The 13210-nt window shown below is 65.8% G+C and carries 15 protein-coding genes; 8 read left to right on the forward strand and 7 right to left on the reverse strand.

Annotated features, from left to right (window positions below):
* Nucleotides 1-307 precede the first annotated feature (307 nt).
* Complete coding sequence (locus JNM03_RS04060; protein ID WP_367235634.1) at nucleotides 308-1198, reverse strand: LysR family transcriptional regulator; 891 nt, start codon at nucleotides 1196-1198, stop codon at nucleotides 308-310.
* A gap of 99 nt (nucleotides 1199-1297) precedes the next feature.
* Between JNM03_RS04060 and JNM03_RS04065 the strand changes: the two genes are divergently transcribed.
* The 5 genes from JNM03_RS04065 to fghA all read left to right on the forward strand — a co-directional run bounded on the left by JNM03_RS04065 (nucleotide 1298) and on the right by fghA (nucleotide 5157).
* Complete coding sequence (locus JNM03_RS04065) at nucleotides 1298-2410, forward strand: S-(hydroxymethyl)glutathione dehydrogenase/class III alcohol dehydrogenase (protein ID WP_294034598.1); 1113 nt, start codon at nucleotides 1298-1300, stop codon at nucleotides 2408-2410.
* Nucleotides 2411-2499: 89 nt separating this feature from the next.
* On the forward strand, nucleotides 2500-3363 hold the full coding sequence (gene purU / locus JNM03_RS04070; RefSeq protein ID WP_294034600.1) for a formyltetrahydrofolate deformylase: 864 nt from the start codon (nucleotides 2500-2502) through the stop codon (nucleotides 3361-3363).
* 55 nt (nucleotides 3364-3418) lie between these two features.
* A complete protein-coding gene (locus tag JNM03_RS04075) occupies nucleotides 3419-3799 on the forward strand; it encodes a VOC family protein (RefSeq protein ID WP_294034601.1) in 381 nt (126 codons plus the stop codon).
* A gap of 9 nt (nucleotides 3800-3808) precedes the next feature.
* Nucleotides 3809-4312: a prolyl-tRNA synthetase associated domain-containing protein gene (locus JNM03_RS04080; RefSeq protein WP_294034602.1), complete on the forward strand. Its 504-nt coding sequence runs from the start codon at nucleotides 3809-3811 to the stop codon at nucleotides 4310-4312.
* The gene (fghA, locus tag JNM03_RS04085; protein WP_294034604.1) at nucleotides 4309-5157 is read left to right on the forward strand and encodes an S-formylglutathione hydrolase; all 849 of its coding nucleotides are present in this window, start codon (nucleotides 4309-4311) and stop codon (nucleotides 5155-5157) included. The genes JNM03_RS04080 and fghA overlap by 4 nt, the downstream gene beginning before the upstream one ends.
* Before the next feature lie 29 nt (nucleotides 5158-5186).
* Here fghA and JNM03_RS04090 read toward each other — a convergent pair whose 3' ends face one another.
* The 5 genes from JNM03_RS04090 to JNM03_RS04110 all read right to left on the reverse strand — a co-directional run bounded on the left by JNM03_RS04090 (nucleotide 5187) and on the right by JNM03_RS04110 (nucleotide 10116).
* Nucleotides 5187-6173, reverse strand: coding sequence for a quinone oxidoreductase (locus tag JNM03_RS04090; protein WP_294034606.1), 987 nt, complete (start codon nucleotides 6171-6173; stop codon nucleotides 5187-5189).
* A 96-nt stretch (nucleotides 6174-6269) separates the two neighbouring features.
* On the reverse strand, nucleotides 6270-8138 hold the full coding sequence (locus tag JNM03_RS04095) for a DEAD/DEAH box helicase (protein ID WP_294034608.1): 1869 nt from the start codon (nucleotides 8136-8138) through the stop codon (nucleotides 6270-6272).
* A gap of 146 nt (nucleotides 8139-8284) precedes the next feature.
* The gene (locus JNM03_RS04100) at nucleotides 8285-9457 is read right to left on the reverse strand and encodes an NAD(P)/FAD-dependent oxidoreductase (RefSeq protein WP_294034610.1); all 1173 of its coding nucleotides are present in this window, start codon (nucleotides 9455-9457) and stop codon (nucleotides 8285-8287) included.
* Nucleotides 9458-9463: 6 nt separating this feature from the next.
* Nucleotides 9464-9643 (reverse strand): hypothetical protein, encoded by a 180-nt coding sequence (locus JNM03_RS04105; protein WP_054724496.1) that lies wholly within the window; start codon nucleotides 9641-9643, stop codon nucleotides 9464-9466.
* Nucleotides 9640-10116, reverse strand: a complete 477-nt coding sequence (locus JNM03_RS04110) for a GreA/GreB family elongation factor (RefSeq protein ID WP_294034616.1) — start codon at nucleotides 10114-10116, stop codon at nucleotides 9640-9642. The genes JNM03_RS04105 and JNM03_RS04110 overlap by 4 nt, the downstream gene beginning before the upstream one ends.
* 122 nt (nucleotides 10117-10238) lie before the next feature.
* Between JNM03_RS04110 and JNM03_RS04115 the strand changes: the two genes are divergently transcribed.
* Both JNM03_RS04115 and JNM03_RS04120 read left to right on the forward strand, forming a co-directional pair.
* Complete coding sequence (locus tag JNM03_RS04115) at nucleotides 10239-10982, forward strand: head GIN domain-containing protein (RefSeq protein WP_294034618.1); 744 nt, start codon at nucleotides 10239-10241, stop codon at nucleotides 10980-10982.
* Nucleotides 10983-11025: 43 nt separating this feature from the next.
* A complete protein-coding gene (locus tag JNM03_RS04120) occupies nucleotides 11026-11739 on the forward strand; it encodes a head GIN domain-containing protein (RefSeq protein WP_294034620.1) in 714 nt (237 codons plus the stop codon).
* 37 nt (nucleotides 11740-11776) lie between these two features.
* Here the strand turns inward: JNM03_RS04120 and JNM03_RS04125 are convergent, their stop codons facing one another.
* Nucleotides 11777-12580, reverse strand: coding sequence for an SDR family oxidoreductase (locus JNM03_RS04125; protein ID WP_294034622.1), 804 nt, complete (start codon nucleotides 12578-12580; stop codon nucleotides 11777-11779).
* Nucleotides 12581-12672: 92 nt separating this feature from the next.
* Between JNM03_RS04125 and JNM03_RS04130 the strand changes: the two genes are divergently transcribed.
* Entirely contained in the window at nucleotides 12673-13203 is a 531-nt protein-coding gene (locus JNM03_RS04130) for a hypothetical protein (protein WP_294034624.1), read from the forward strand.
* Nucleotides 13204-13210 lie beyond the last annotated feature (7 nt).

Raw genomic sequence — 13210 nt, forward strand, 5'->3', positions numbered from 1 at the left:
TTGATCCGGGATCCATTTCAGCGCCGAGGTCATGGACCCCGGGTCAAGCCCGGGGTGACGAAAGGGGCGGGCGGCAAAAGCTGCTTTCCTACATTATCCCGCTGTGCCAGCCTCCAATTTCGCTCTTTGACCAGTTTGATATTCGCGCCTTCGCTTAACGCGACAAAGGAGACAGTTTCACGCTGTCTGTCCGTATCTTTTGTCTCCTTAAGCGCCGACGTCCCATGCCGCTAAAGCCACAAAGGACACAGTGTCGATGCGCGCATGCGGGGCTTTTGTGGCTTTAAGCCCGAAATGACGAGCACAGCTACGCTGCCTCACTCCGCGACAACGCCCCCGGCAATTCCTCGCGCAGCTTGTCGATCAGCAGCCGTACCTTCGGCAGCAGATGCCGGCGCTGCGGATAGACAGCCCAGATCGGTTCCTCCTGCGGGCGGAGCGGGTCGAGGAGCGAGACGAGGGCGCCGCTTTGCAGGTGCGGCATCACGTAGAAATCGGGAAGCTGGCACACGCCATGGCCAGCGAGCGCGGCTTCGGTGACCGCGGTACCGCTGTTGCAGCGCCAGCGGCCGGCGGGGCGGTGGGTGATCTCTTTGCCCTGCGACCGGAAATGCCAGGCGGGGGCGGTGCCGAGCAGGCATTCGTGGCGCGCGAGGTCGTCGATCGACGCCGGCGTTCCGGCGCGCGAAAGATAGGCGGGTGCGGCGCAGAGATAGAGGCTGCGCGAGGCGATGCGCGTCGCGACGAGCCCCGAGTCCGGCAGCGTGCCGGTGCGGATCGCGAGGTCGAACCCTTCCGCGAGCAAATCGACGACGCGGTTGGTGAGTTCAAGCGTCACCGTCACGTCGGGAAAGGCGAAGGCGTAATCGCGCGCGATCTGCGCGACGAAGCGCTCGCCCATCGCGATCGAGCAGGTCATCCGCACCTCGCCGCGTGGCGCGCCGTCGTCGCTGACCGCCGACAGCGCATCGTTGCGCGCGGCGATGAGGCTGCGGAACTGTTCGATCAGCGTGCGGCCTGCCGGGGTCGGGACGACGCGGCGCGTCGTGCGCACGAAAATCTGCGCGCCGATGCTGTTTTCGAGGCGGATGACCGCGCGGCTGATGTGCGAGGTCGAGGTGCCGAGCCGCGCCGCCGCCGCGACGAAGCTGCCCCCGTCGGCGATCGCGACAACCTCTTCGATGCCCTCCCAGCCCATTATCCCTCCAGCGCAATAATATATTCCCGATTGGCCCCTTTATCGTGCTTTGGATCGGTGTACAGCGGGCGCAATCCATTTTCCGTGAGGAGCATTCCCATGAAGACCCGCGCCGCCGTTGCGTTCGAAGCGAAGAAGCCGTTGGAGATCGTCGAACTCGATCTGGAAGGCCCGAAGGCGGGTGAGGTGCTGGTCGAAATCATGGCGACGGGCATCTGCCACACCGACGCCTATACGCTCGACGGTTTCGACAGCGAGGGCATCTTCCCGAGCGTGCTGGGGCATGAGGGCGCGGGCGTCGTGCGCGAGGTCGGCGCGGGCGTCGCCAGTGTGAAGCCGGGCGACCATGTGATCCCGCTCTACACGCCGGAATGCCGCCAGTGTAAGTCGTGTCTCAGCGGCAAGACGAACCTCTGTACCGCGATCCGCGCGACGCAGGGCAAGGGGTTGATGCCCGACGGCACGACGCGGTTCAGCTACAAGGGTCAGCCGATCTTCCATTATATGGGCTGCTCGACCTTCTCGAACTTCACCGTGCTGCCCGAGATCGCGGTCGCGAAAATCCGCGAGGACGCGCCGTTCCAGTCGAGCTGCTACATCGGCTGCGGCGTGACCACGGGGGTGGGAGCCGTCATCAACACCGCCAAGGTGCAGGTCGGCGACAATGTCGTCGTCTTCGGGCTCGGCGGTATCGGGCTCAACGTGATCCAGGGCGCGCGGCTTGCCGGCGCGAACAAGATCATCGGTGTCGACATCAACCCCGACCGCGAGGAATGGGGCCGCAAGTTCGGCATGACCGCCTTCCTGAACTCGAAGGGCATGAGCCGCGAGGATGTCGTCGCGACGATCGTCCAGATGACCGACGGCGGCGCCGACTATACCTTCGACGCGACGGGCAACACCGAAGTGATGCGGATCGCACTCGAAGCCTGCCACCGCGGCTGGGGAACCTCGATCATCATCGGCGTGGCCGAGGCGGGCAAGGAAATCGCGACGCGCCCGTTCCAGCTCGTCACCGGGCGCAACTGGCGCGGCACCGCCTTCGGCGGCGCGAAGGGCCGCACCGACGTGCCGAAGATCGTCGACATGTATATGACCGGCAAGATCGAGATCGACCCGATGATCACCCACGTCATGGGGCTGGAAGAGATCAACAAGGGGTTCGACCTGATGCACGCGGGTGAGAGCATCCGCAGCGTCGTCGTCTTTTGATCTAATACTTTTTTCCCTGCCCCATATGCTTGCCGCGGCGCGTGTCTTCCGCCATGCGAAGCGGCGCCACCATGGGGCGGGGGAGTGATATGTTGACCGGACCATATGTTCTGACCTTCAGCTGTGTCGACGCGGTGGGCATCGTGTCCGCCGTGACGGGGCTGCTGGCCGAACGTGACGGATTCATCCTCGACAGCCAGCAATATGCCGATCTTGGGTCGGGGCGCTTTTTCATGCGGGTCGAGTTTCGCGGCGCGGGTCAGCGCTTTCCTGAGGATTTTGCCGGCGTGCAGGAAGCGTTCGCGCCGATCGTCGCCCGCTTTGCCATGGATGCACGGATCAGCGACGGCGCCGTCAAGCCGCGCTTCGTGATCGCGGTGTCGCAGGGCAGCCATTGCCTCAACGACCTGCTCCATCGCTGGTCCACGGGGAATCTCGCGATCGATATCGTCGGCGTGGTGTCGAACCACGAGGCGCAGCGACGGCTGTCCGAATGGCATGGCGTGCCGTTCCATTATCTGCCCGTGAGCGACGCCAATCGCGCCGAACAGGAAGCGGCGATCCTTGGCGTGATGGACCGCGGCGGCGCCGAATATCTGGTGCTGGCGCGGTACATGCAGGTGCTGTCGCAGGATCTGTCGGCCAGGCTGGCCGGACGCTGCATCAACATCCACCACAGCTTTCTGCCGGGTTTCAAGGGGGCGAAACCCTATCACCGGGCGCACGAGCGCGGGGTCAAGCTGATCGGCGCGACCGCGCATTTCGTCACGAGCGATCTCGACGAAGGGCCGATCATCGAACAGGCGGTCGAGCGCGTCGATCATCGCGATTCGGTGGAAGAACTGATCCGGATCGGACGCGATACCGAGGCCCAGGTTCTGGCGCGCGCGGTGCGCTGGGTCGCCGAACAGCGTGTTTTGATCGACGGGCGCAAGGCCGTGGTCTTCCGCTGATCGAGCGAAGAGTATAGGTAGCGATTCGCAACCAAAACCAGAGGAGCAAAAGGCGATGTACAGTCACAATATGGTCGGGTCGAACGACATCGACGCATCGAAGAAATTCTATGATGCGACGTTCCAGGCCATCGGCGGCAAGCCGGGGATCCAGGACGACAAGGGCCGCCTGATCTATATGCACAACGGCGGGCTGTTTCTGGTGACGGCGCCGATCGATGGCCAGCCGGCGACCGCCGGCAATGGCTGCACGATCGGCTTTGCCATGGAAAATCCCGAGCAGGCGAATGCCTGGCACGCGGCGGGCGTCGAAGCGGGCGGCACCTCGATCGAAGATCCGCCGGGCGTTCGCGAAGGCGGGTTCGGGCAGCTTTACCTTGCCTATCTGCGCGATCCGTCGGGCAACAAGCTCTGCGCGCTGCATCGCGTCGCATAAGGCACGAACATGCGTGGCGAAGAGGGATTGCTTGCCGATCTTGGCGTGCTTGCGATCCCCTTCGCCGCATATGAGCATGTTGCCGTCTTCACAGTCGCCGAGAGCGATGCCGTCAACGCGGCGATCCCCGGCGCGCATACCAAGAACCTGTTCCTCAAGGACAATGGCGGCGCCTTTTGGCTGGTGACGGTGCCGTCCGACGCGCGCGTCGACCTGAAAGCGTTGCCCGCCGCCATCGGCAGCAAGCGCGTGAGCTTTGGCAAGGCCGAGGACATGCAGCGGCTGCTTGGTATCGTGCCGGGTTCGGTGACACCGCTCGCGGCGATCAACGCGCCACCGGGCAGCATAGCGGTGGTGGTCGACGAGGCGCTGGCAGCCGCCGACACCGTGAACGTCCATCCGCTTCGCAACACCGCAACGCTCGGGCTTTCGGGCGCGGCGATCCTCGATCTGTTGCGTCATTGGGGGCATCGCCCCCTTGTCGCGCCCATCCCCATGCAGGACATGCCATGACCTTCGAAACCCTGTCCACGAACCGCAGCCACGGCGGCACGCAGGGCGTGTACAAGCATGCCAGCACGACCACCGGCACCCACATGACCTTTGCGGTTTTCGTCCCCGACCATGCGCCGGGGACGAAGCTGCCCGTCCTCTGGTATCTGTCGGGACTGACCTGCACGCACGCCAATGTGATGGAAAAGGGCGAATATCGGGCGGCCTGCGCCGAACATGGCGTGATCTTCATCGCGCCCGATACCAGCCCGCGCGGGGAGGGCGTCCCCGACGATCCCGACGCAGCCTATGATTTCGGTCTGGGCGCGGGATTCTATGTCGATGCGACGGTCGATCCGTGGGCGAAGAATTATCGGATGCGCAGTTATGTCGAGGATGAACTGCCCTCGCTGGTGCTGCGCAATTTCGCGAGCGCCGACCTGTCGCGGCAGGCGATTACCGGCCATTCGATGGGCGGCCACGGCGCGCTGACGATCGGGCTCCGCAACCCGGACCGGTTCCGTTCGGTATCGGCCTTTTCCCCCATCGTCGCGCCGTCACAATGCCCGTGGGGCGAAAAGGCGCTCGGCAATTATCTGGGCCCCGACCGGGAGGATTGGCACGCCTATGACGCCTGCGCCCTGCTCGATCAGGGGTCGCGCGTGCCCGACCTGCTTGTCGATCAGGGCGATGCCGACAACTTTCTGGACGAACAGCTCAAGACGCACCTGTTGCGGGAGGCGTGCGAGCGCGCTGGGCAGAAGGCCGAAATCCGCATGCAGCCGGGGTACGACCACAGCTATTATTTCATCTCCACCTTCATGGCCGGACATGTCGCCTGGCATGCCGAGCGGTTGAAGGCGTGACCTCCTCCCTCCCGCAGGTGGGAGGGGAGCTATGCGTGTTCGGGAATGAGCAGGCTCGACCCCGTCGTGCGCCCGGCCGCGAGGTCGGCGTGCGCGCGCGCGGCATCTTCCAGCGAGTAGCGCTGGCCGACGGTGATCTTCACGCCGCCGCTTTCGATCATGGCGAACAATCGCTCGGCCCCCGCCGCGCGCTCAGCCGGGGCGAGATAATAGTCGAACAGGGTCGGCCGGGTCACGAACTGCGATCCATGCTGCGCCAGCACGCCCAGATTGACGCCTGACACGGGTCCGCCGGCGTTGCCGTAGCTGACGATCAGGCCCCGGCGCGCCGTGGCCTTGAGCGAGGTTGCCCAGGTGGTCATGCCGATCCCGTCGAACGTCACGGGTACGCCCTGACCGTCGGTAATCTCGCGGACATGCGCGGCGACGTCGGCCTCCCTGTAGCGGATGACATGGTCGGCGCCGGCGTCGCGCGCAGCCTGTTCCTTCGCCTCGGTGCTGACGGTCCCGATCACCGTGGCGCCGATCGCCTTCAGCCACTGGACAAGGATCAGCCCGACGCCACCCGCGGCGGCATGGACGAGCACCGGCCATCCGGCCTCGACCTTTGCGCAGCGTTCGACCAGCATTTCGACTGTCGCCGCCTTGAGCAGCGCGGCGGCCGCCGTTTCGTCGTCGATCGCGGCGGGAAGCTTGAACAGCGACGCAGCCGAAACGAGGCGCGCGCTGGCATAGGCGTTGCGCTGGGGGCCGAAGGTCGCGACGCGGTCGCCGGGCTGGAAGCCGTGGACGTCCGCGCCGACTGCAATCACTTCACCCGCGGCTTCGATCCCGAGGCCGCCGGGAAGGTCGATCGGATAGGTGCCGTCGCGGTGATAGATGTCGATATAGTTGAGGCCAACCGCAGTCTGCCGCACGAGCAACTGGCCCGGACCGGGCGCGCCGAGCGTCACCTCGCGCCAGTCGATGACATCTGGCCCACCCTGTCTTTCGATGAACGCCTCGATCGCCCGCATATGCCTCACTCCTGCTGTCCGGTCCATCTGGTGAACCGGACCGCCGGGCGCAAGGGCACGGCGTTCAACGCCGTTCGTGCGAGAGGCGCGGCGGCATTATTTCGGTCGGCGTGGGCTGCGCTGGCCGTATGGTTTGGGTTTGTAACGATCGGTCTTGCTGGCAGGGCCGCGCGGGCCCGCACGATCGCCGAAACCCCGGTCGCCACCCGGTGCGCGGCTGGGCGTCGCGCGCGATGCGCCCTTGTGCCCGCTCTTGTCGTGTCCGCCCTTGCTGTATCCGCCCTTATCGCGGCGCGGGGGATAGGTCGGGCCGTCAGGGGCGGGGGTGATTGCGACGCCGCTGTCATCCTCGCCATCGGCGTTCGCGCTGCGCATGACCGCCTCGGCAAAGCGATCGGCGATCGCGCGCGGAATGTTGAACATGGTTTCCCGCGGACCGATGCGGATCGCGCCGATCTCCCCCTTCGTCACATGCCCGCGACGGCAGAGCAGCGGCAGGATCCAGCGCGGGTCGGCGTTCTGGTGGCGACCGATATTGAGACGGAACCAGACGCTGTCCTCGAACCCTTCGCGGCGGTCGGCACTGCCGCGTTCGCCCCGGTCGCCAGTCTGACGTTCAAAGCGATCGTCCCGTTCGGGCCGCTCGCGGCCGCGCGGGCTGTTGTCGAGCAGGTCCTCGGGCGGTGGCATCAGCGCGCGGTGTGCCCGCACAAGCGACGCCGCGATATCTTCGGCCGAGCGCTCTGCCATCAGGCGCTGCGCGAGTTCCAGATCTTCGGGTTCATGCTCTACCGGTGCGAGCAGTTTCTCGATCAACCGTTCCTGATCGCGCGCCCGCACGTCGGCGGCGGTCGGGGCGTCCATCCACTCCGCATTGATCCGCGCGCCGCGCAGCATGCCATCGACGCGGCGGCGGCGCGGATAGGGGACGATGAGGACCGCTGTCCCCTTTTTGCCCGCCCGGCCGGTGCGGCCCGACCGGTGCTGGAGCGCCTCCGCATCGCGCGGGATTTCGACATGGATCACGAGGCTGAGCGTCGGCAGGTCAATGCCGCGCGCGGCGACGTCGGTCGCGACGCAGACGCGGGCGCGGCGGTCGCGCAGAGCCTGCAACGCCTGATTGCGCTCATTCTGGCTATGCTCGCCCGACAGCGCGACCGCGGCGAAGCCGCGTTCGACGAGGCTGGCGTGAAGGCGGCGGACATTGTCGCGCGTCGCGCAGAACAGCATCGCCGTCTCTGCCTCGTGAAGGCGCAGCAGGTTGATCACCGCACCTTCGATATCGGCCGGCGCGACGGTGACGGCCTGGTAGGCGATGTCGCCATGGCCGCGGTCTTCCCCGACGGTCGAGATGCGCAGGGCGTCGCGCTGGTAGCGCTTGGCAAGCTGGACGATCGGCTTCGGGATCGTTGCCGAAAACAACAGCGTCCGCCGCGTTTCGGGCGTGCCGTCGAGAATTTCCTCGAGGTCGTCGCGAAAGCCCATGTCGAGCATCTCGTCGGCCTCGTCGAGCACCGCGACGCGCAGCGCGGCAAGGTCGAGCGCGCCGCGTTCGAGATGGTCGCGAAGACGCCCCGGGGTGCCGACGACGATCTGCACGCCCTGGTTCAACGCGCGGCGCTCCTTGCTGGCGTCCATGCCGCCGATGCAGGTCGCGATGCGCGCGCCGGCCTTGGCATAGAGCCAGCCCAGTTCGCGGCTGACCTGCAGCGCGAGTTCGCGGGTCGGCGCGACGATCAGGGCGAGCGGGGAAGTCGCGAAGGGCAGGCGGCCGTCCTCGATCAGTTCGTCGGCCATGGCGAGGCCGAAGGCGACGGTCTTGCCCGATCCGGTCTGCGCCGAGACGAGGAGGTCGCGGCCCTTGGCTTCGGCTTCGACGACGGCGGACTGGACGGGGGTGAGCGCTTCGTAGCCGCGCGCGGTAAGGGCGTCCGAAAGGACGGGCGAAAGATGATCGAAAGGCATTTTGTTCTTCTTGTCCTGTGCGGCCGTGCGCGGCCGATTCTCTGTTCGTCACCCCGGACTTGATCCGGGGTCCATCGCCCAAGGTTCAGCAATGGCGCGTGGATGCCGGATCGGGTCCGGCATGACGATGGTTTTTAAGGCTTTTCCTAAAGGGCCTGGCCCGCCGCGTGTCCGCTGGCCCATGCCCATTGAAAATTATAACCGCCCAGCCACCCGGTGACGTCCACGGCTTCGCCGACCGCATAGAGGTTCGGGACGGTTTTGGCCATCATTGTTTGCGAGGACAGGTTCGCGGTCGAAATCCCGCCCACCGTGACTTCGGCTTTCGCGAAGCCTTCGGTCCCGTTCGGGTGGAAGGGCCAGCGCCTGAGCCGCGCCTCGGCGTCGGCGAGCTTGCGGTCGGTCTGCGCCGCAAGTTCGCCGGAGAGCGCGAGCCTGTCGGACAATGTCTGCGCCAAGCGGTCGGGCAGCGTCAGCACCGACGCGAGCGTTGCGCGCGGCTTTGCCCGCTTGGCATCGAGCAGCCAGCCCGCGGGGGCATCGGGAAGGAAATCGATCGTCACCGGATCGCCGTGACGCCAATAGCTGCTGACCTGCAGGATCGCCGGACCGGACAGGCCACGGTGCGTGAACAGTGCAGCCTCGCGGAACGCCGCCTTGCCCGCGCGCGCCTCGACCGGGGCGGCGATGCCCGACAGTTCGCGGAACAGGACATCGTCGCCGCCGAGCGTCAACGGAACCAGCGCGGGGCGCGGTTCGACGACTTTCAATCCGAACTGACGCGCCAGGTCATAGGCGAAACCCGTCGCCCCCATTTTCGGGATCGAGGGGCCGCCCGTCGCGATGACGAGGCTGGCGGCGGAGAAGCGTGCGTTGCCGAATTGCACGGCGAATTTGCCGTCGGCGTGGGTCACTTGCCCCACCGGCTGGCCGGTGCGGATATCGACGCCGCCCCTTGCCGCTTCGTCGATCAGCATCGTGACGATCTGCCGCGCCGAGCCGTCGCAGAAAAGCTGGCCCAGCGTCTTTTCATGGTACGCGATGCCATAGGCCTTCACCAGCGCGATGAAGTCGGCGGGCGTGTAGCGCGCCAGCGCCGATTTCGCGAAATGCGGGTTGGCCGAGAGGAAGCGGTCGGGCGCGGTGTTCACATTGGTGAAGTTGCAGCGTCCGCCGCCCGAGATCAGGATTTTCTTGCCCACCTGGTCGGCATGGTCGAGCAGCAGCACGCGCCGACCGCGTCCGCCCGCGACCGCAGCGCACATCAGCCCGGCCGCGCCGGCGCCCAGCACGATGGCATCATAATCGCCAGCAGTCATCGACGGTCAGTGCAGCTTTGCAATCGAAAGGCCGTCGGCCTTGGCGCGGACTTTCACCGATTCCTCGCTTCGCGTCAGTGCCTTGGCGATCGCCTTCAGCGCCATGCCCTTTTTCGCCAGCGTGTGCAGCTTGTCGATTTCGGCCGCCGTCCATGGCTGCTTGTGCCGTTCGAACTTGTCCTTCATGCCATGACCTCCCGATCGGCCGTCGCGGCAAGGATTTCGATGGCATCCTCGCGGCCCTGAAATTCGACGAACTCGCCCGTCTCGGCACCCATCAGTGCGCGGCCGAGCGGCGCGGTAAAGGCGATCAGGCCGGCGGCCGGATCGGCTTCGTCGTGCCCGACGATCGTGATCGCGCGTTCGGTTCCGTCCATCCGGTAGCGTACATGGCTGCCGATACCGACGATGCCCGCTTCGGGCGCGGCTTGCACCTCCGCCGTTGCGTGGCGGGTGCCGGCATAGCGGAGGCGGCGCTGCAGCTTCTTGCGCGCGTCCTCGTCGGTTTCCATGGCGACAGCGGCTTCAAGGCGAACGACCTCCTCGCCGAGCAGGCGTGCTCCGCGCGGCGTCACGCGGTTCGGGCCGACGGGGATCGGCCATTCGAACGCCGGCTCCATATGCTCGTCGTCGCTCTCGCGGCGAAAGGCTACGCTCATCTTCCTGCTTTCCAGTGGTGATCGCGCGCTCTGGCGTGCGAAGGTGGCGACAAGATGGCAGGGCGGGGTGGACAGGCAGTGCGCATGTGTGTTATGTGTGTAACACACGAAGGAGATTCGACATGCGCAACTGGACGATGGCGGCTTTGCCGCTGGCACTCGCACTGACCGTTACCGCCTGCAGCGCCGAAGTGACGAGCGACGGCAAGCGGACCGTGGAGGCCGGCCCGACGACGACGCAGAGCTTTGACCTCAAGGGGTTCACCGGCGTCAAGGTCGCGGGGCCGGACGATGTGACCATTCGCCAGGGCGACGCCTTTTCGATCACCGCGAAGGGACCGAAGGGCGAAATCGACGAACTGGAGATCAAGCTCGACGGCGACGTGCTGTCGATCGGACGCAAACGGTCGGGCTTCAGCTTCAACCACCATGACAGCAAGGGATTGCAGATCGAGATCACCCTGCCGAAGCTCAGCACGCTGCGGCTCACCGGATCGGGCTCCATCGATGCCGACACGGTCGATGGCGATGCGGTCGAGGCGGTCGTCACCGGATCGGGCGACCTCAAGGTAGCGAAGCTTACGGGCAAGAGCGCCGAGCTGACGGTTTCGGGATCGGGCGACATAGAGATCGGGGCAGGGACGATCGGGACCGGCGATTACAACATCACCGGTTCGGGCAATATCGATGCCGACGGCCTGATTGCCGACACGCTCGACGTGTCGATCACGGGATCGGGCGATGTCGACGGGCAGGCGACCGGTGCCGCCGATATCAGCATCATGGGGTCGGGCGACGCCACGATCAGCGGCGGCGGCAAATGCACCACCAAGGCGATGGGTTCGGGCACCGCGAACTGCAAATGATGCGGCTATGGTGCCGCCGCGGCGAAGCGGCTAAGGCGGCACCATGACCAGCACTCTCCGTCTTGCCGCGCTTGCGGCCGTCGCCTTGCTCGCCGCCGGTCCCGCATCGGCGGCCGAGAAGCGGTTCGGTCTTTCCAGCTTCGAGGCGATCGAAGTCACCGCCGACGTCGATGTCGAAGTGATGGCGCGCGCGCCGGTGAGCGCGATCGCGAGCGGACCGCAGGGTGCGCTCGACCGGCTTGTCCTCGAAACGCGCGACGGGCGGCTGGTGATCAGCGAAAAGAAATATGCGGGCGACGAGAATCGCTCGACTGCGCCGGGCGGGGTGACGATCCGCGTCAATGCGGCCAACCTGCAATCGGCGACGCTGGTCGGCGCGGGATCGCTACAGATCGACAAATTGAAGGGCGCGCGTGTCGCGATCGGGCTGCGCGGTCCGGGCAAGCTGGTCGTCGGTCAGGTGAACGCCGACAGGCTCGCGGTCGCGATGATCGGCAACGGGACGATGACGCTGGGCGGCACGGCGAAGCAGGGCCAGTTGACGCTGTCGGGCGCCGGCGTGGTCGATGCCGGCAAGCTGGCGATCGACGAGCTGACCAGCGACAGCGAAGGCGCCGGCGATCATCTTTTCAACGCGATCAAGAGCGCGGCGGTCACGACGCGCGGTATCGGCAAGACCGTGGTGCTGGGCCGCCCGATCTGTACGGTGCGAAACATGGGCAGCGGCAGCGTGACCTGCGGGCCGGCGAAGAAGTGAAGCTGATCCTCCGCCCTCCTGCAGGGTGGAGCCCAGATCAGTGTCCTGCGGTGCCCAATCCGTCGATCTTTTTCGACTGCTTTGCGATCAGCCCCGGAAAGAAGCGCGCGAGGCGGGACAGGCGTTTCGCCATCTTGCCCACGGTGACGTGGACCTTCGCCCCATGGACCGCCTCCCACGCCGCCTCGCCGACACGCTCGACCGGCACGATCTCGAACCCGCTGGCCGACAGGCGATTGCGGGCGGGTTCATTGCTGTCGGCACTGACCTGGTCGAGCAGGGGCGTGTCGATAAAGCCCGGCATCAGCGAGCGGACCTTGATGCCATATTTGGCAAATTCGATTTCAAGCGCTTCCGTCAGGCCGCGGACGGCGAACTTGGTCGCCGAATAGACCGCCAGTCCCGCGACGCCGTAGAAACCCGAGGCCGAGCCGGTGTTGAGGATCGTCGATCCCGGCGTGGCGCGAAGCAGCGGCAACCCCGAGTAAATCCCGTTGACCACGCCGCCGAAGTTGATCGCGATGATGCGATCGGCTTCCTCGGGCGGCATATCGACATATTGGCCGCCGGTTCCGATGCCGGCGTTGTTGAAGAGCACGTCGAGCCGTCCGCCGCTCGCGAGAGCAAAGGCGTCGAGTGCCGCCTTCCACTGGTCGCGGTCGCGCACGTCCATCACATGGCGCGAGGATGCACCCTCGGGCAGCAGTGCGGCGGTTTCGTCGATGCCCTGAGCGTTGACGTCGGCGAGACCAACGAACCAGCCCTGCGCCGCGAAGTGGCGTGCTGTCGCGCGGCCGATGCCCGACCCGCCGCCGGTAATGAAAATCGCCTTCCGTGCCACCCGCTCTCTCCCTGACATTCTTGTCAGTGGAGAAGAGGGCAGGCTGACGTAAACGTCAAGCGGCAATCGCGGCTTGGCAAGCGCCCGCGCGCATGGCTATCAGGGCGCCGATGTTTCGCCTGCGCTTGTGGTTCCTCGCCCTGCTGATCTGTTGCCTCGGCGCCGGGCTTCCCGCGCGCGCGGCGGTCACCGTCAGCTTTTACAGCCACGATTTCGGCGACCGTTTTCCGCATGCTTTCATCGTGGTGAAGGGCAAGCTCGACGGCAGCGGGCAGGCGATCGACAATAATTTCGGCTTCACGGCGAAAAACGTCAGCCCCGCGATCCTTCTCGGTTCGGTGAAGGGCTATGTCCAGACGTCGCAGCCCGACTATATTGCGAAAAGCGACCGCCAGTTCAGCGTCGTCGTCGACGATGCGACCTATGCGCGGCTGATCGCGAAGGTTCGCGAGTGGCAGGATCGCAAGCAACCGAGCTATAGCCTGAACAAGGCGAACTGCGTTCATTTCGTGATGGAGCTGGCCGAGGTCGTCGGGCTGAAGGTCAACCGGAAGAGCAGCTATTTCAAGAAGCCGAAAACCTTCCTGCTCGAGGTGAAGGAACTGAATCCGGCGCTTGGATAGGGAGCGG

This window comes from Sphingopyxis sp. (assembly GCF_016793825.1).
Classification (GTDB): domain Bacteria; phylum Pseudomonadota; class Alphaproteobacteria; order Sphingomonadales; family Sphingomonadaceae; genus Sphingopyxis.

What these genes read in the sequence shown, in the direction of transcription:
- JNM03_RS04090 (WP_294034606.1), bottom strand. Translation starts at nt 6,173, where the DNA reads ATGCGGGCGATCGAGGCGTTCATCGAAAGACAGGGTGGGCCAGATGTC.
- JNM03_RS04105 (WP_054724496.1), bottom strand. Translation starts at nt 9,643, where the DNA reads ATGAAGGACAAGTTCGAACGGCACAAGCAGCCATGGACGGCGGCCGAA.
- JNM03_RS04100 (WP_294034610.1), bottom strand. Translation starts at nt 9,457, where the DNA reads ATGACTGCTGGCGATTATGATGCCATCGTGCTGGGCGCCGGCGCGGCC.
- JNM03_RS04080 (WP_294034602.1), top strand. Translation starts at nt 3,809, where the DNA reads ATGCGTGGCGAAGAGGGATTGCTTGCCGATCTTGGCGTGCTTGCGATC.
- JNM03_RS04060 (WP_367235634.1), bottom strand. Translation starts at nt 1,198, where the DNA reads ATGGGCTGGGAGGGCATCGAAGAGGTTGTCGCGATCGCCGACGGGGGC.
- JNM03_RS04130 (WP_294034624.1), top strand. Translation starts at nt 12,673, where the DNA reads ATGGCTATCAGGGCGCCGATGTTTCGCCTGCGCTTGTGGTTCCTCGCC.
- JNM03_RS04110 (WP_294034616.1), bottom strand. Translation starts at nt 10,116, where the DNA reads ATGAGCGTAGCCTTTCGCCGCGAGAGCGACGACGAGCATATGGAGCCG.
- JNM03_RS04120 (WP_294034620.1), top strand. Translation starts at nt 11,026, where the DNA reads ATGACCAGCACTCTCCGTCTTGCCGCGCTTGCGGCCGTCGCCTTGCTC.
- purU (WP_294034600.1), top strand. Translation starts at nt 2,500, where the DNA reads ATGTTGACCGGACCATATGTTCTGACCTTCAGCTGTGTCGACGCGGTG.
- fghA (WP_294034604.1), top strand. Translation starts at nt 4,309, where the DNA reads ATGACCTTCGAAACCCTGTCCACGAACCGCAGCCACGGCGGCACGCAG.
- JNM03_RS04095 (WP_294034608.1), bottom strand. Translation starts at nt 8,138, where the DNA reads ATGCCTTTCGATCATCTTTCGCCCGTCCTTTCGGACGCCCTTACCGCG.
- JNM03_RS04115 (WP_294034618.1), top strand. Translation starts at nt 10,239, where the DNA reads ATGCGCAACTGGACGATGGCGGCTTTGCCGCTGGCACTCGCACTGACC.
- JNM03_RS04075 (WP_294034601.1), top strand. Translation starts at nt 3,419, where the DNA reads ATGTACAGTCACAATATGGTCGGGTCGAACGACATCGACGCATCGAAG.
- JNM03_RS04065 (WP_294034598.1), top strand. Translation starts at nt 1,298, where the DNA reads ATGAAGACCCGCGCCGCCGTTGCGTTCGAAGCGAAGAAGCCGTTGGAG.